This window comes from Gemmobacter aquaticus (genome assembly GCF_007859075.1).
Taxonomy (GTDB): Bacteria; Pseudomonadota; Alphaproteobacteria; order Rhodobacterales; family Rhodobacteraceae; genus Gemmobacter; species Gemmobacter aquaticus.
Window position 1 is genome coordinate 99,106 of sequence record NZ_VOAK01000011.1, and the last position, 16,689, is coordinate 115,794.

A 16,689-nucleotide genomic window follows, 5' to 3' on the forward strand; every position below is an offset into this window, starting at 1 on the left:
AGGAAACCGCAATGTCGTTCTTTGTCTGCGATGACCCGCAATTCGCATCCTACGTTCTGGGGAACGCCCCAGTAAAGCAGCTGGCGACCGGATATGACTGGGTCGAAGGGCCGGTCTGGTTCGGTGACATGGGGTGCCTGCTGTTCTCCGACATCCCGAACAACCGTATCCTTCGGCTGGACGATGCGGGCGTGTCGACGTTTCGGTCCCCGTCGAACTTCTCCAATGGGCACACCCGCGACCTTCAGGGCCGGCTCGTCAGCTGCGAGCATGGCGGGCGCCGTGTCACCCGCACCGAATGGGATGGCCGCGTGACGGTGATCGCCGACAGCTATCAGGGCAAGCCCCTCAACAGCCCCAATGACGTGATCGTCGCGCGCGATGGCGCGATCTGGTTCAGCGACCCGCATTACGGCATCATGACTGACTACGAAGGCTACCGCGCCGAGCAAGAGTTGCCCTGCAATGTCTATCGGGTTGATCCAGGTGGGCGGATCGAGGCGGTGATCACCGACATGGCCTGCCCGAACGGCCTCGCCTTCAGCCCGGACGAACGGCTGCTCTATGTCGCTGACACCGGGCGGATGTTCTCGGACGATCCGCAGCATATTCGTGTCTATGACATGGTGGACGGGCGCCCGGCGAACGGACGGCTTTTCCACACCATCGCGCCGGGGTGCGCCGATGGCATCCGGCTGGATAGCGAAGGGAACCTCTGGTCCTCGGCCGGCGATGGCGTACATTGTATTGCCCCCGATGGCCGGCGCCTTGGTCGCATCCTCGTGCCCGAGCGGGTCTCGAATATCTGCTTCGGGGGCAGGGCAAAAAACAGATTGTTCATTACAGCGACGACCAGCGTCTATTCTGTCGTCCTGAACCGGAAGGGGGCACAGTGTCCATGACTGACAAAAGCATGAACGGGGTAGGGCAGGCGAACATCGGGTTGATCGGTCTGGGCACGATGGGGGCGGCTCTTGCGCTGAACATCGCCGAGAAAGGGTTTCCCATCGCGGTATGGAACCGCACCACCAGCGTGACGCAGGCGTTCCATGCGGGCGCAGGTGCCCTTGCCGCCCGCATCGTTCCAACCGAAACACTGGCCGCGCTGGTCTCGGCGATTGCCGCGCCCCGCACGATCATCCTGATGGTGCCCGCAGGCCCCGCCGTCGATCAACAGCTTGAGGCGCTGGCGCCCTATCTGGGCCCCGATGATCTGGTCGTCGATGCCGGCAACGCGAACTTCCACGACACCAATCGCCGCACAGCCGCAGGTCTGCCCTTTCGCTTCGTGGGCATTGGCGTCTCGGGTGGGGAAGAGGGCGCGCGCCACGGCCCCGCGATCATGGTCGGCGGCGCCGCCGAGGACTGGCAACGCCTTTCGCCCGTCCTGCAGGCCATTGCCGCCCGCACTGAGGACGGCACGCCCTGCGCCGACTGGATGGGCCCTGCGGGTGCGGGCCACTTCGTCAAGGCCGTACACAACGGTATCGAATATGCCGACATGCAGATGATCGCCGAAACCTATGGCGTGATGCGGGATGGCATGGGGCTTGCCTCTGAAGCGATCGGCCAGATCTTCGCCCGCTGGAACGAGGGCACATTGCGGTCCTATCTGGTGGAAATCTCTGCCGCCGTGGCGCTTGCCCGCGATCCGGTGGCGGGTGGGCCGCTTCTGGACATGATTGTCGATGCGGCGGGGCAAAAGGGCACCGGGCGCTGGACGGCGATCGAGGCGCAGAATCTTGCAGCCCCGATCCCGGTGATCGAAGCGGCCGTCATGGCGCGCAACGTCTCGGCCCGCAGGGCCGAGCGTGCGATCGGAGAGGCGCTGTTCGGGGCGGCACCGCAGCGTCTGGACGGGGTGCTGACGGCGGATGATCTGGAGCAGGCCCTGATCGCGGGCAAGATCCTTTGCTACGCGCAGGGCTTTGCGATGATGACGGCTGCGGGTGCCGAGTTTGGCTGGGCGCTCGACATGCCCGCGATCGCGCGGGTCTGGCGTGCGGGCTGCATCATCCGCTCGGCCATGCTGAACGACATGGCGAACGCGCTTTCCGAAGACCCCGCCCGCAACCTGATCCTTGCGCCGTTCTTTGCCGATCATCTGCGTCATTGCCTGCCCGCGCTGCGTCGGGTTGTGGCTGCCGGGGCGCAGAACGGGCTGGCGCTGCCTGCGCTGGCCAGCGGCCTTGCGTGGTTTGACATGATGCGCACCGCGCGCGGTACGGCGAACATGATTCAGGGTCAGCGGGACTATTTCGGTCTGCACGGATTCCAGCGGCTTGATGGCATTGATCGTCCGCACGGGCCTTGGGCTGCCGGAGCGTCGGCCTGATGAAGCCACCCTATCCGCGCCGTGTCGTGACGCAGGCCGATGTCTCGGCGGACTGCGGCCTGTCCGAGATGACGGTCAGCCGCGTGCTGCGCGGACAGGCCGGGGTCTCGGCGCGCAACGCGGAAAAGGTTCGTGAGTCAGCCCGCAAGCTGGGCTATGTAGCCAATCGCATTGCCGGGGCGCTGGCCGGGGCGCCTGTGCCGCTGGTTGCCGTGATCGTGCCGAGCCTTTCGAACATGGTCTTTCCCGAAGTGCTCATGGGCCTCGCAGAGGGGTTTGAGGGCACGCCGCTTCAGTCGGTGCTGGGTCTGAGCAACTATAGCCCCGTCACCGAAGAGCGCGTGCTGGCCGAGCTTCTAGCCTGGCGCCCGGCGGCAGTGGTGCTGACCGGTCTCGACCACAGTGCGACGACGCACGACCTTCTTGCCCGCGCCAATGTGCCGGTGGTGGAGATCATGGACAGCGACGGCACGGGGATTGATTGCCTCGTCGGTCTCTCGCAGCGTGCGGCGGGGGCGGGGATGGCACAGGCGGTCATCGCCGCCGGATATCGCAATGTCGTGCTGCTTCGGTCAAACCAACAAGCCGACCGGCGTCAGGACAGCCGCTTTGCCGGGTTCTGCGACGCGCTTCAGGCGGCGGGCGTGCCAGTTCTGGGAAGCGTTTGTTACCGCGGCGCAAGTTCGGTTCCCAAGGGCCGCACGCTGGCGGCCGAGGCACTGGAGCGCTGGCCCGAGGCCGAGTTTCTCTATTGCACGAATGACATGATCGCGGCGGGCGCGCTTTTCGCACTGGAGGCAGCGGGGCGGAACGTGCCGGAAGACATCGGACTTGCGGGCTTCAGTGGGCTTGAGCTGCTCGCAGGTCTGACGCGGCGGGTTGCGACCACCGATGTGCAACGGTTCGAGATCGGGCGTCAGGCCGCGCAGATGATTGTAGAACGTCTGGCTGGCGCCGAGCCCGGATTGCGACATGAGCTTCGCCCCGTCGTAGATGCGGGTGACACGTTGCGCCTTCAGCCGGTTTCGCCCGCGATCAACCGGGTCGGGATCACCGTCACCTCCTGACCGGCTTCGCCCTTCAGCCGCGCCACCAGCGCCTCGGCAGCCGCCTTCCCGATTCCTGTCGTGGGAACCTGGGTTGTTGTCAGCCGTCGCGGAAGGATGGAGGCGGCCTCCATCCCTCCCCAACCTGCGATACCGATGTCTTCGGGCACGCGCAGCCCGCGCGACTGGCAATAGGCCATGCCGCCGATCGCCATTTCGTCATTGTGGAAGTAGACCACATCCAAAGGCTTGCCGCGTGCAAGCAAAGTCTCCATCCCGCAGTAGCCTGCGTAAAAGCCCGGCGCGTCATGCAACACCTCGGCATCGACCAGCGGATACCCCATCCGGGCCAGCATGTCGCGGAACCCCTCCAGCCGGGCAGCACCCATCACGTCAGACCGCGCCAGCGCGCCGACATATCCCGCGCGCCTGCGCCCGCGCCCCAGCAGGTGCCGCGCCATCTCGGCCCCGCAATCGACATGCGAAAACCCCACCGACATGTCGATGGGGCTGGTGGTCAGGTCCCATAGCTCCACCACCGGCAGGGCGGCGCGGCGCAAAAGGTCGACGGTGCCCGGTGTGTGGTTGCGACCCGACAGGATCAGCCCCGCCGGGCGCCAGCTAATGACCTGTCGCACCCAGGCCTCTTCCTCTTCGGCAGAGTGGTTGTTGGCGCCGATCATCAATTGATAGCCCAGCCGGCTGAGCGCCCGGTCAACCCCGTCGAGCACATGGCCAAACAGCCCCGAAGTCAGGCGCGGCACGCACATGCCGACCAGCGTGCCGGCCTGATCGGCCCCAAAGGCCGCTGCCAGCCGGTTGGGCACATAGCCCAGCCGAGCGGCCTCGGACAGGACTTTGTCGCGCGTCTCGTCAGAAAAGCCCGTTCCCCCGCGCAGCACGCGGCTGACGGTCATTTTCGACACACCTGCCGCGCGGGCAATGGCCTCCAGATTGGCTTTCATCGCTGTGTTTCCCGCCGGGTCCTGCGTTGGGCGCCGTCGCTTGGCTGCCGCCATGTTATCGATAACTTTTCTCTTGACAGCAAGATGCGATCGGCTCAGTTTAGGCTACGTTACCGGTAACCTTGACGCAAGATCGGGCCGGAAACAAGGGAGGAGATTACATGGAACCGTCATCGGACGGCCTGTTCTTTGATCGCGTCGTCAAGTCCTTTGGCGGCACGCGGGCGCTGAAGGGTGTCTCGCTCAAGATCGCGCGTGGTGAGATCGTGGCCCTGTTGGGCGAGAACGGCGCAGGCAAATCAACATTGATCAAGGTGCTGGGCGGCATCCATCGCCCTGATGAGGGCGGCGTCTTCATCGACGGTGAGCCCTACGCCCATGAGGCCGGGCGTGCAGGAGGCCAGAAGGTGGCCTTCATCCATCAGGACCTCGGCCTGATCGAATGGATGAGCGTGGCTGAAAACATCGCGCTTGCCCTTGGCTATGTGCGTCGCGGCCGCCGGATCGACTGGTCCGCGACCGAGGCTGCGGCCGACGCGGCGCTGCGGCTGGTCGAGGCTGATTTCAGTGCCACCGCGCGCGTCTCAAGCCTGACACGCACGCAGAAATCGCTGGTGGCCATTGCCCGCGCGCTGGCGCAGGACTGCGATTTTCTGGTGCTGGATGAACCCACCGCCAGCCTTCCGGCGGATGAGGTGGAGCGGCTTTTTGCTGCGCTGCGCCCCCTCAAGGCGCGCGGCGTCGGCATGATCTACGTCAGCCACCGCCTTGACGAGATCTTCCGGATTGCGGGGCGGGTTGCCGTGCTGCGGGACGGGCAGATGGTGGGCATGCGCCCGATCGACCACACGACCCCGGACGAACTGGTCAGCCTGATCGTCGGCCGCAAGGCCCGGGAGATCGCGCGTCCTGCCGTGCAGGAGGGGCCTGCGATCCTGCAGGTGGAGGATTTGCGCACCGATGCCGTCGGGCCTGTCAGCTTTCAGATCCGGCGGGGGGAACTTCTGGGCCTTGCCGGATTGCGCGGGGCGGGGCACGAGGATGTGGGCCGCGCGCTTTTTGGCATGGCCACGCATACAGGGCGCATCACCCTGAACGGCGTGTCGCCGGATCTGCGCAACCCGCAGGTGGCGATGCGCTCGGGCATCGGCCTTGTCGCCCGTGACCGCGTCGGCGAAAGCGTGGCGCCGGGTCTGACCATCCGCGAGAACGCCTTCCTCAACCCCTCGGCCATAGGGCGGCGCCTTTTCAGCCTTCTGGCCCCCGCCCGCGAAGAAGAAATGGCACGCGCCATGGGCCGTCAGGTGGGGCTTTCGCCCAACGATCCGACCTTGACCATCGAGGCGCTATCGGGCGGCAACCAGCAGAAGGTCGTCATGGGCCGCTGGCTGGGATCGGACCGCCAGCTTCTGGTGACCGAAGACCCGACGGCCGGCGTCGATGTCGGCGCCAAGGCCGAGATTTATCACCTGCTCTACCAGGCGCTGGCCAGCGGCATGGGCGTTCTGGTTGTCTCGACCGATTTTGAGGAAATCGCGAACATCTGTCACCGCGCCATCGTGTTCTCGCGCGGGCTTCCCGTCGCCGAGTTGAGCGGCGTCGAACTTTCCACCGAATCCCTGATCCAGGCCGCATCGGCCGGTGAAGTTGCCTGAGGACATCATGCCCGGTATCGAATCCAACGCTGTTGAACCCACCAAGGATGAACTGCGCGGCCTTTCGCCCCTGCAAAAGGCGTGGCGTCTGGCGCCAACCTACGGGCTTGTCATCCTGATGGTGGGGCTGATCGTGGCTTTCTCCATCCTGCTACCCGCGACCTTTCCGACCATGCTGAACCTGCGGGCGATCCTGTCGGACAAGGCGATCATCGCGCTGCTTTCACTTGCCGCAATGATCCCCATGGTGGCCGGGCGCATCGACCTGACCGTGGGCTACGGGATCGTGCTATGGCACATTCTCGCGATCAGCCTGCAGACGATGTACGGCTTGCCGTGGCCCGTCGCGGTCGCGATCGTGCTGATCCTGGGAACGCTGACTGGCGCGCTGAACGGCATTCTGGTCGAGGTGGCGCGGATCGACAGTTTCATCGCGACGCTGGGCACCGGGACAATCCTTTATGCGCTGGCCCTGTGGCATACCGGCGGGCGGCAGATGGTGGGGGCCTTGCCCGATGCCTTCTACGCGATCAATGGCACCTTCATCTTCGGCCTGCCCATCACCGCCTATTACGTGCTGGCGATCACGCTGATCCTGTGGGTGGTGCTCGATTATACCCCGGTCGGGCGTTACCTCTATGCCATCGGCGCCAACCAGCGCGCGGCCGAGCTGAACGGCATCCCCACCCGCAAGTTCGTGATCGGCGCCTTTGTCACCTCGGGCTTCATGACCGCCGTGGCGGGTGTGCTTCTCGCCTCGAAACTCCGGATTGGGCAGGCCTCTGTCGGGCTGGAGTTTCTGCTGCCTGCCCTTGTGGGGGCCTTCCTCGGCTCGACCACGATCAAGCCGGGCCGGGTCAACGTCTGGGGCACGATCGTCGGTGTGATGATCCTCGCGGTTGGCATTTCCGGCATCCAGCAAACCGGCGGCAGCTTCTGGGTCGAGCCGCTGTTCAACGGCACCACGCTTCTGATTGCCATCGGCATCGCGGGTTACGCGCAACGCCGCAAGGGCACGAAATCCAAGTAATCGGCATATTCTGGGAGGAAAACCATGCTGAGAAGAACCTTCGCAATCTCGCTTGTTGCGCTGACGGCCGCCCTGCCGGCCTTTGGCGACGCGATCTCGGACGCGATGGCCGAGGTGCAGAAGTACGCAGGCCAGAAGACGGTCTGGGATGGCCCGACCAGCGGCCCGACCGCAGCGGCCGGCAAGAAAGTCGTCGTTCTGGCGGCCGACATGAAGAACGGTGGCATCCTCGGTGTGTCCAACGGCATCGAAGAGGCCGCAGCCAAGATCGGCTGGGAGGTTACCATTCTGGACGGTGCAGGCTCGATCCAGAGCCGTGCCGCAGCCTTTGGTCAGGCGCTTGCCCTGCAACCCGATGGCATCATCATCAACGGCTTTGACGCAGTCGAGCAGCAGGCTGCGCTGAAACAGGCCTGCGACGCGGGCATCCCGATGGTCAGCTGGCACGCAGGCCCCGTTATTGGCCCTGATCCGGACAACTGCCTTTTTGCCAATGTCTCGACCGATGCGATGGAAGTGTCGGCGGCCGCAGCCAAATGGGCCTTTGCGGATGCAGGCGGCAAGCCGGGCGTCGTGATCTTCACCGACTCCACCTACGCCATCGCGATCGCCAAGGCCGACAAGATCAAGGAAACCATCGAGGCGCTTGGCGGGACGGTGCTGGAGTATGTCGATACACCCATCGCCGATACCTCGAACCGGATGCCCACGCTGACGACGGCGCTTTTGCAGAAGTACGGCGCAAGCTGGACCCATGCGCTGGCGATCAACGACATCTATTTTGACTTCATGGGGCCAAGCCTCGCTGCAGCGGGCATTCCCGGTGACGGTGCGCCCAAGGCGGTTGCTGCCGGCGACGGGTCAGAAAGTGCCTATCAGCGCATCCGTTCCGGCCAATATCAGGCGGTCACGGTCGCCGAACCGCTGAACCTGCAAGGCTGGCAACTGATCGACGAGCTCAATCGCGCGGTCAGCAAGGCCGAATGGTCGGGCTATACCTCGCCCCTGCATGTTGTGACAAAGGACAACATCAGCTTTGACGGCGGCGACAAGAACATCTTCGATCCGGGCAATGGCTATCGTGAGGCCTATGCCAAGATCTGGGGCAAGTGAGTCCGTCAGAGAGTGATACGTCCGGGGGCCATATGGCCCCCGGTTCTTTTGTGACTGCGCCTAGTGCGCGTCATACGGCGCTGCGATTTTGCGCAGGCGGATTGGTCGGCGCTTCCCTGTGCCGTCCTGCATCCTCGACCAGACGGCGGAAGGTCGGGCACTCCATATGGCTGGGGGCAGGGCAGTCGGCAATGTGCCGCAGCATCTCGCGCAGTGCGGTCAGCTCCAGGATCTGGCGGTCGATCTCGTCCGCCTTTTCGTGCAGCGTTGCGCGCGGCAGGTCGGGCAATCCTTGCCGGTCGAACATGCGGGCAATCTGGTCAAGCGAGAATCCCGCCTGCTTGCAGAGCGCGATAAGCTTTAGCTGCAGCAGAACCTCGGGCGGAAACTGTCGGCGCAGCCCATGGCGTTTGACGGATGAGATCAGCCCCTCTGCCTCGTAATACCGAAGCGCCGAAGGTTTGACGCCACTGCGCGACGCGACCTCTCCAATATCCAGAAATTTCATGCTTGACCTCAAGTCGGCTTGAAGTGGCAGCCTGCGCCCAATTGGATCATCAGACAAGAGGGAACCAGAATGGACCACACCAAGACAGACCCGCCCAAAAGCGCGCGGGCGGCCATCACCATCACGCTGGCGCTGTCGATGGGGCTTGCGGCCCTTGGAACAAGTATTGCCAATATCGCCTTGCCTGCGCTTGCCTTGGCGTTTGCGGCGCCGTTTCCGCAGGTTCAGGCGATTGTCGTGGGTTATCTCGTCGCCCTGACGATCTCGGTTGTCGCCGCAGGCCGCTTGGGGGATCGCTTCGGGCTGCGGCGCATGCTTGTCGTCGGGTTGGTGATCTTTGCGCTATCTTCGCTGCTTTGCGCGCTGGCGCCCGGCCTGTGGCTTTTGGTGGCTGCGCGGGCCTTGCAGGGGGTGGGCGCGGCATTTCTGATGACGCTCGCGATGGCCCTGATGCGGCAGACGGCCGCCGAGGCGCGGATCGGTCGCGCGATGGGGCTGCTCGGCACCATCTCGGCACTCGGCACGGCGCTTGGGCCGGTACTTGGTGGCCTGCTGATCCCGGTCGCAGGGTGGCGCGGCCTCTTCTGGGTGCAGGTGCCGCTCGCCACCCTCGCGCTTGTCATGGCATGGATGGCACTGCCTGCTGACCAACCGGCCAAGAGGCCCACCAGTGCTCGCGCGCCTCGCATCCTGAACCGGGGTCTTGTTCCAAATCTGACGATCAACCTTCTGGTTGCGGCAGTCATGATGACAACGCTGGTGGTCGGCCCATTCTATCTTGGATTCGGCCTTGGCCTGTCGCCGACTGCAACCGGGCTCGCGATGGCCGTCGGCCCGGCGATTTCGATCCTGGGCGGCGTGCCCGCAGGCCAGCTGGTTGACCGCTGGGGTGCGGGGCGCATGCTCGCCGTCGGGCTGATCCTTCTCTCCGTCGGTGCCTTTGGCATGGCCCTTTTGCCGGGTGCAATCGGTCTTGCGGGCTATGTACTGGCGATTGCCTTTCTCGCGCCGGGCTACCAGATCTTTCAGGCGGCCAACAACACTGCCGCGCTGGCGGATGTGCCCAAGGATCAACGGGGTACAGCTTCGGGGCTACTGAACCTGTCGCGAAATGCGGGGCTTATCGCCGGAGCTTCGGCCATGGGCGCGGTTTTTGCCTTTGGCGTGGGATCGACAGATCTGGCGCAGGCATCGCCCGCCGCGATCGGTGCGGGACTGCGATTGACCTTCCTGCTGGCGGGCGCGCTGATGGTCGCCGCCATCGGGATCTACCGGCTAGCTCAAAGCTTGACGCCGCGGCTCGACCAGCGGGCCTGTCGGCAATAGGGATGGGGCATCGGAATTGTCATCCTGCCGGCCTATCGACCGGCAGGATGATGCATCAAGGTTCAGACCGCAGCCGCCGCACGCGCCTGCTTGCGGCGGGCCACGCGGGCGCGGATCGCCTCAACATCGGTCACAGGCGTCGCGGCAAAGAGCTGCCGTGTATAGGCATCTTGCGGGTTGGCAAAAAGCGCCTCGCGCGTCCCCTGTTCCACGGCCACGCCCTTCGAGATCACCATGACGTCGTCGGCGATGTAGCGCACCACCGACAGGTCGTGGCTGACAAACACATAGGTCAACTTGAACTCGTCCTGCAGATCGGCCAGCAGGTTCAGCACCTGCGCCTGCACTGAAAGGTCCAGCGCCGAGACCGGTTCGTCCAGAACCAGAAGCTGCGGGTTGAGCATCAGGGCACGGGCAATCGCGATCCGCTGCCGCTGCCCCCCCGAGAACATGTGCGGATAGCGGTTGAAATGCTCAGGCGCCAGACCCACGCGCTTGAGCATCGCCTCGGCCCGTTCACGCCGCTCAGACGCCGGGATCGAGGTGTTGATGACCAGAGGCTCCATCAGCACGTCGCCGACCTTCTGGCGCGGGTTGAGTGAGCCGTAGGGGTTCTGGAACACCATCTGCACCTTGGAGCGCAGCTCGGGCGAGGGGCGGCGGCGCGAGATATCCACCGGCTGCCCTTCAATGCTGAGCGTGCCGCCTGATTGCGGGTCGATCAGGGCGATGATCCGCGCCAGCGTGGACTTGCCCGATCCGCTCTCGCCGACGATGGCCAGCGTCTTGCCGCGCTCGACGCGGAAATCCACGCCCTTCACGGCGCGCACGGTTTTGGCACGGCCAAAGAGCCCGCCCGGAACGTGATAGTCCTGTGTCAGGCCGCGGCCTTCAACGATCACGGTCATTTCATGTCCTCCGCCAGCAGGAACTCGGATACCGTGGGAAGCCGGTCACCCGTTGCGTTTTCCGGCAGGGCCGCCAGCAGCGCGCGGGTATAGGGGTGCTGCGGGTTTTCGAACAGGCTCAGGACATCGGCCTCTTCCATGCGGCGCCCCTTGTACTGCACCACCACACGGTCGGCGGTTTCGGCCACCACGCCCATGTCATGGGTGATCAGGATCAGGGCCATGCCGTAATCCTCTTGCAGCGACATCAGCAGATCGAGGATCTGCTTCTGGATCGTCACATCGAGCGCCGTTGTCGGCTCGTCCGCGATCAGAAGGCGCGGGTTCGAGGCGATGGCCATCGCGATCATCACGCGCTGGCACTGCCCGCCCGACATCTGGTGCGGATAGGCGTTGAGCTTCGTCTCGGGCTCGGGGATGCCGACAGAGCGGAACAGGTCCAGCGCGCGGGCCCGTGCATCGCGGCGGCTCATCCCAAGGTTCAGGCGCAGGACCTCCTCGATCTGGAAGCCCACGGTGAACGAGGGGTTGAGCGAGGCGACCGGCTCCTGAAAGATCATGGTGATCTCATGCCCGATCAGCTTGCGCCGCTCGGCAGGTGTCAGGCGCAGGATGTCGCGGCCATCAAAGGTCATCTCGTCGGCGGTGATGGTGGCGGTGTCGGGCAGAAGCCCCATCACCGCCAGCATCGAGACCGATTTGCCCGACCCGGATTCCCCGACGATGGCCAGAACCTCGCCCTTGTCGACAGAGACATCGACCCCGTCCACAGCCTTGAAGGCGCCGGTGGCGGTTGCAAATTCGACCGTAAGATTGCGGATGTTCAGCAGGCTCATGTCAGCTCCGCTTCAGTTTGGGGTCAAGCGCATCGCGCAGGCCATCGCCCATCAGGTTGATCGCCAGAACCGAGATCAGGATTGCAAGGCCGGGGAAGGTGACGACCCACCATGCGCGCAGGATGAACTCGCGCGCCTCGGCCAGCATCGTGCCCCATTCCGACGCAGGCGGTTGCGCGCCCATGCCCAGAAAGCCAAGCGCAGCCGAGTCGAGTACTGCCGACGAAAACGACAGTGTGGCCTGAACGATCAGCGGTGCAAGGCAGTTGGGCAGGATGGTTCGGAACATCAGCCGCAGGTTGCCAGCACCAGCCACGCGCGCGGCGGTGACATATTCGCGGGCCTTTTCGCCCATCACCGCGGCGCGGGTCAGACGCGCGAAATGCGGCTGATAGACGATGGCGATGGCGATCATCGCATTGGTCAGACCGGGGCCGAGGATGGCCACCAGCACCAGCGCCAGCAGCAGCGACGGGAAGGCGAGGATCACGTCCATCACCCGCATGATGACGCTGTCGACCCAACCACCGAAGAAGCCCGCAAGCAGGCCGACGACGATGCCGCCCACCAGCGCGATCGACACCACGACGATGCCGATGAACAGCGAATACTGTGCGCCATAGATCAGTCGCGAAAGCATGTCGCGTCCGACGGCATCGGTGCCCAGAAGGAACTCGGCCCGACCACCCTCTTGCCAGACCGGCGGCACCAGCAGGGCGTCGCGGTATTGCGCAGTCGGGTCATGGGGCGCCAGCACCGCAGCAAAGACCGCGATCAGCACGAGCAGGATGAAAACCACAAGTCCGGCTACAGCGCCGCGGTTCTGGCTGAAGTAGAACCAGAAATCGGCCAGCATGCGGCGACGGATCGCGGCGTCGGAAAGTTTGACGACTTGTTCGCTCATTTGTGGCGGATCCTTGGATTGATCAGGCCATAGGTCAGATCGACGATCAGGTTCACCATCATGACAAGGCCTGCGATCAGCAAAAGCCCTGACTGCACGACCGGATAGTCACGGCGCGAGATGGAATCGATCATCCACTTGCCGATGCCGGGCCAGCTGAAGATCGTCTCGGTCAGAATGGCGCCTGCCATCAGCACACCGATCTGCAGACCGATGGTGGTGATGACCGGAATCATCGCATTGCGCAGCGCATGCACCCCCACGACGCGCGAGGGCGGCAGGCCCTTGGCGCGGGCGGTGCGGACATAATCCTCGCCCATCACCTCCAGCATGGCCGACCGGGTCTGGCGCGCAATCACCGCAAGCGGGATGGTGGCCAGAACGATGGACGGCAGGATCAGGTGTGAGAGCGCCGAGGTGAACGCGCCCTTTTGCCCCGAGATCAGGCTGTCGATCAGCATGAAGCCCGTGACCTGCGGGAAGAAATAAAGCAGCGAGATCCGCCCTGACACCGGCGTCCATTGCAGGATACCCGAAAACAGGATGATCAGCAGCAGACCCCACCAGAAGATCGGCATCGAAAAGCCGACCAGCGCGGCCGTCATCGAGAACTGGTCAAACCACGATCCGCGCTTGATTGCGGCGATGACGCCCACCGGCACACCGATCACCGTGGCGATGATGATGGCCACAAGACCAAGCTCGACCGTCGCCGGAAACAGCGCCAGGAACTCGGTCAGGACCGGCTTCTTGGTGACCAGCGAATTGCCGAGGTCTCCTTGCAGCAGCCGCCCCATGAAATCCAGATATTGCTGCCATATCGGCTTGTCGAAGCCGAATTGGGCGGCAAGCTCGGCATGGCGTTCGGCCGAGACGCCGCGTTCGCCCGCCATCAGAAGAACCGGATCGCCGGGCAGGACCCGCACGAAGCCGAAGGCGATGATGGTGATCCCGATAAAGGTCGGGACCAGATAAAGCAGTTTGCCGAGTATGAACCGGATCATGCGCTATCCCATGAAAGGACGCGCGGGGATTGCCCGCGCGTCCGGTTGCCCCAACGGGGATTATTCGGCGATGTCGACGCTCTCGAAGGTGAAGTCGCCAAGCGGGCTCATGGTGAAGCCCGAAACCTTGGCCGACATCGGCACGAACTGGGTCGAGTGCGCGATGGTTGCCCAAGGGGCCTGATCCTTGAAGATCATCTGGGCCTCTTCATAAAGCTTGGTGCGTTCGGCTACATCGGTGGTCTGCTTGGCTTTCGACAGCAGCGCCGAGAAGTCTTCGTTGCACCATTGCGCGCGGTTCGCACCACCCTCGCCGGTGGCAGCGCAAGAGAGCAGCACGCCCATGAAGTTGTCCGGGTCGCCATTGTCGCCGGTCCAGCCCAGGATCACCGCGCCGTCGCGGCCCACCTCGGTCGACTTCTTCAGATACTCGCCCCATTCGTAGCTGACGATCTCGACCTTGACGCCGATCTTGGCGAAGTCTTCCTGCATCAGTTCCGCCGTGCGGCGCGCGTTCGGCATGTAGGGACGCTGCACCGGCATCGCCCAGACCTTCATCGACAGATCCTTGACGCCCTCGGCCTCAAGCGCGGCCTTGGCGGCTTCCGGATCATAGGCGTCGTCCTGCACCGCATCGTTGTAGGACCACATGGTCGGCGGGATCGGGTTCTTGGCAGCCTGACCTGCACCCTGGAACACGGCGTCGATGATGGCGTCCTTGTTGATCGCCATGTTCAGCGCCTTGCGGACCTTCGGATTGTCAAAGGGCGCAACGGTCGTGTTGTAGGCGAGGTAGGCCACGTTCAGGCCGGGCTGTTCGTCGAGCTTGAGCGTGCTGTCCGCGCGGATCGCCTCAAGGTCGGCCGGGGCGGGATAGGGCATCAGGTGGCACTCGCCAGCTTTCAGCTTTTGCAGGCGCACGGCCGCATCCGGGGTGATCGCGAAGATCAGATCGTCGATCTTGGGGGCCTCGCCCCAATAGTCGGCGTTCTTGGCATAGCGGATGACGGCATCCTTCTGATAGGCCACGAACTTGAAGGGGCCAGTACCGATCGGCAGGTTGTTGAAGTCTTCCTTGGTCCCTGCGGCTTCCAGCGTATCGGCATATTCCTTCGACACGATCGAGGCGAAAGGCATCGCGATATTGGCCAGGAACGGGGCCTCAGGACGGGTCAGCACGAACTTGACGGTGTGGTCGTCAACCTTGACCACTTCCTTGATCAGCGAGGGCATCTCCATCGAGTTGTAATACTCGTAGGTGATGCCAGCGATATACTGGTTCCAGGGGTTGCCGGTGTTGCCCTGACGGTCAAAGCTGAAGATCACGTCATCGGCGTTGAAGTCACGGCTGGGGGTGAACTTCTCGTTCGAATGCCACTTCACGCCCTGACGCAGCTTGAAGGTGTATTCCAGACCGTCAGCCGACACTTCCCAGCTTTCTGCCAGACCGGGGACGACCTCGGTCGTGCCCTTCTTGAACTGGACCAGGCGGTTGAAGATCGGGTGGGCCGAGGCGTCGAAGGTGCCGCCAGCGGTGTAGGGCGCGGGATCGAAGCCCTCGGGCGAGGCTTCCGAGCAGTAGACAAAGGTTTTTGCCAGTGCAGGCACTGCCGAAACCATTGCCAGTGCCGAAGCGGCGATCAGGCTGCGGGTCAGGATCTTCATGTCTCCAGTCCTTTCAGTCTTGGTTGAACTCTGTTCCGGCCTTGGGCGGGCCGGTGCGCCATGGGCCGGGTAGACCGCCCGGCCTCGGTATTGCTTGTCCGGGCGGGATCAGCCCGGCGCGGGGGCAAAGGGATCGTCGGGTCGCGTGGCAGGCGCGGTGAACCAGCGCGGGCCGTCCTCGGACATCCAGACGATGTCCTCGAGCCGCACGCCGCATTCCCCGTAGACGCACAGCATGGGCTCGATCGAAAAGCACATGCCGGGGGCAAGCAATGTCGAATTGCCTGCAACGATATAGGGTTCCTCGTGGATGTCGAGGCCAAGCCCGTGTCCGGTGCGGTGCGGCAGGCCCGGAACGGCGTAGCCGGGGCCATAACCCGCGTCTGTCAGGGTGTTGCGCGCCGCCGCATCCACGTCGGCGCAGGGCGCCCCGATCCGGGCAGCGGCAAAGGCTGCGGCCTGGGCGCGCTGTTCCAGATACCAAAGCGCGCTCTGGCGGGCAGTCGGGGTGCCGAACACATAGGTGCGGGTGATGTCCGACCGGTAGCCCTGCAGGGTGCCGCCCAGATCAACCAGAACCATATCCCCTTGCGACAATGTCTGCGGATAGGGGACGCCATGGGGATAGGCGGTCGCTTCGCCGAACTGCACCGCGACGAACAGGGGATCAAGCCCAAGCGCCCGGTGCGCGGCGTTGACAAAAGCGCTGACCTCGGTGGTGGAAATTCCAGGGCGCAAACCTGCGTGGACGGCCTTGTGCACTTCAAGGCTTGCATCCATCGCGGTCTGGATCAGTGCGAGTTCGGCGCGCGACTTGATTTGGCGCCCGGCCACGATCAGCGGCTGTGCTGGCACCACTTGGGCACCCGCCGCCATCAGGCCGGTAACAAAGCGGAACGGGGTCAACGGATCAACGGCCAGCGTGCCGCCTGCCAGACCGGTGATCAGGGCGAAGGGGTCCTCGTCCTCTTCCCATTGCGCGATTGCGCCGGGGATTCGCAGCAGCGTGCGCAGTTTCGGCACCTCGAACGTGGGCGAGACATAGGTGATCTCGCCCCGAGCCGGGATCAAAGCCCCATGGATGCGCTCGGACAAACCCAGCGACAGACCGGTGAAATAGGCAAGCGAGGAGGAGGCATCGAGCCACAATGCGGAAATCGCTGCGCGCTGCATGCGGCCCTGAAGGCTGGCAATCCTTGTCCGAAGCTCAGCATCGGTGATCGGCGCGGCCTCGACCGGGGTGAAACGCGCGAGGGCGGTATCCAGGCTGGTCATGCGCGGCCAAAGGGGCGCGCGCCTGCGCGGCAAGCCGTGGAATCGCTCATGTCTTCCCCCCAGAAGTGAACAGCCACTTTGGTAACGCAGATAGGATACAATATACAACATGGAATCTT

General features: G+C 64.2%; 15 protein-coding genes. 7 read left to right on the plus strand and 8 right to left on the minus strand.

All coding sequences use genetic code 11. The features are described from left to right. The first annotated feature begins 11 nt into the window (after window positions 1-11). Genes FQU74_RS02485 through FQU74_RS02495 form a run of 3 tightly spaced genes read left to right on the plus strand, consistent with a single transcriptional unit; the run spans window position 12 to window position 3,402 of the window. Entirely contained in the window at window positions 12-902 is an 891-nt protein-coding gene (locus FQU74_RS02485; RefSeq protein WP_146284859.1) for an SMP-30/gluconolactonase/LRE family protein, read from the plus strand. Continuing rightward, window positions 899-2,335, plus strand: a complete 1,437-nt coding sequence (gndA, locus tag FQU74_RS02490; protein WP_229704331.1) for an NADP-dependent phosphogluconate dehydrogenase — start codon at window positions 899-901, stop codon at window positions 2,333-2,335. Before FQU74_RS02485 ends, gndA begins: the two co-directional genes overlap by 4 nt. Continuing rightward, entirely contained in the window at window positions 2,335-3,402 is a 1,068-nt protein-coding gene (locus tag FQU74_RS02495) for a LacI family DNA-binding transcriptional regulator (RefSeq protein WP_146284860.1), read from the plus strand. Before gndA ends, FQU74_RS02495 begins: the two co-directional genes overlap by 1 nt. Here FQU74_RS02495 and FQU74_RS02500 read toward each other — a convergent pair. Further along, a complete protein-coding gene (locus tag FQU74_RS02500; RefSeq protein WP_146284861.1) occupies window positions 3,351-4,346 on the minus strand; it encodes a LacI family DNA-binding transcriptional regulator in 996 nt (331 codons plus the stop codon). The genes FQU74_RS02495 and FQU74_RS02500 overlap by 52 nt on opposite strands. A 161-nt stretch (window positions 4,347-4,507) precedes the next feature. On the opposite strand from FQU74_RS02500, the gene FQU74_RS02505 reads away from it, so the two are divergent. The 3 genes from FQU74_RS02505 to FQU74_RS02515 are packed head-to-tail and all read left to right on the plus strand — an operon-like array spanning window position 4,508 to window position 8,144. After that, on the plus strand, window positions 4,508-6,001 hold the full coding sequence (locus FQU74_RS02505) for a sugar ABC transporter ATP-binding protein (protein ID WP_146284862.1): 1,494 nt from the start codon (window positions 4,508-4,510) through the stop codon (window positions 5,999-6,001). A 7-nt stretch (window positions 6,002-6,008) separates the two neighbouring features. Further along, entirely contained in the window at window positions 6,009-7,031 is a 1,023-nt protein-coding gene (locus FQU74_RS02510) for an ABC transporter permease (protein WP_146284863.1), read from the plus strand. Between the two features lie 24 nt (window positions 7,032-7,055). Beyond that, window positions 7,056-8,144 carry a substrate-binding domain-containing protein gene (locus FQU74_RS02515; RefSeq protein WP_146284864.1) on the plus strand — a complete coding sequence of 363 codons (1,089 nt, stop codon included), beginning with the start codon at window positions 7,056-7,058 and terminating at the stop codon, window positions 8,142-8,144. A 70-nt stretch (window positions 8,145-8,214) separates the two neighbouring features. Here FQU74_RS02515 and FQU74_RS02520 read toward each other — a convergent pair whose 3' ends face one another. Then, window positions 8,215-8,652 (minus strand): helix-turn-helix domain-containing protein, encoded by a 438-nt coding sequence (locus FQU74_RS02520; RefSeq protein ID WP_146284865.1) that lies wholly within the window; start codon window positions 8,650-8,652, stop codon window positions 8,215-8,217. A gap of 69 nt (window positions 8,653-8,721) precedes the next feature. On the opposite strand from FQU74_RS02520, the gene FQU74_RS02525 reads away from it, so the two are divergent. Beyond that, complete coding sequence (locus FQU74_RS02525; RefSeq protein WP_146284866.1) at window positions 8,722-9,978, plus strand: MFS transporter; 1,257 nt, start codon at window positions 8,722-8,724, stop codon at window positions 9,976-9,978. Window positions 9,979-10,040: 62 nt separating this feature from the next. Here FQU74_RS02525 and FQU74_RS02530 read toward each other — a convergent pair whose 3' ends face one another. The 6 genes from FQU74_RS02530 to FQU74_RS02555 form a co-directional block, all read right to left on the minus strand. After that, complete coding sequence (locus tag FQU74_RS02530) at window positions 10,041-10,886, minus strand: ATP-binding cassette domain-containing protein (RefSeq protein ID WP_146284867.1); 846 nt, start codon at window positions 10,884-10,886, stop codon at window positions 10,041-10,043. After that, complete coding sequence (locus FQU74_RS02535) at window positions 10,883-11,722, minus strand: ABC transporter ATP-binding protein (protein WP_146284868.1); 840 nt, start codon at window positions 11,720-11,722, stop codon at window positions 10,883-10,885. The genes FQU74_RS02530 and FQU74_RS02535 overlap by 4 nt, the downstream gene beginning before the upstream one ends. 1 nt (window position 11,723) lies before the next feature. Then, on the minus strand, window positions 11,724-12,626 hold the full coding sequence (locus tag FQU74_RS02540; protein WP_146284869.1) for an ABC transporter permease subunit: 903 nt from the start codon (window positions 12,624-12,626) through the stop codon (window positions 11,724-11,726). After that, window positions 12,623-13,630, minus strand: a complete 1,008-nt coding sequence (locus tag FQU74_RS02545; protein WP_146284870.1) for an ABC transporter permease subunit — start codon at window positions 13,628-13,630, stop codon at window positions 12,623-12,625. Before FQU74_RS02545 ends, FQU74_RS02540 begins: the two co-directional genes overlap by 4 nt. 60 nt (window positions 13,631-13,690) lie before the next feature. Beyond that, complete coding sequence (locus FQU74_RS02550) at window positions 13,691-15,295, minus strand: ABC transporter substrate-binding protein (protein ID WP_146284871.1); 1,605 nt, start codon at window positions 15,293-15,295, stop codon at window positions 13,691-13,693. A 108-nt stretch (window positions 15,296-15,403) separates the two neighbouring features. Beyond that, entirely contained in the window at window positions 15,404-16,570 is a 1,167-nt protein-coding gene (locus tag FQU74_RS02555; protein ID WP_146284872.1) for a M24 family metallopeptidase, read from the minus strand. Window positions 16,571-16,689 lie beyond the last annotated feature (119 nt).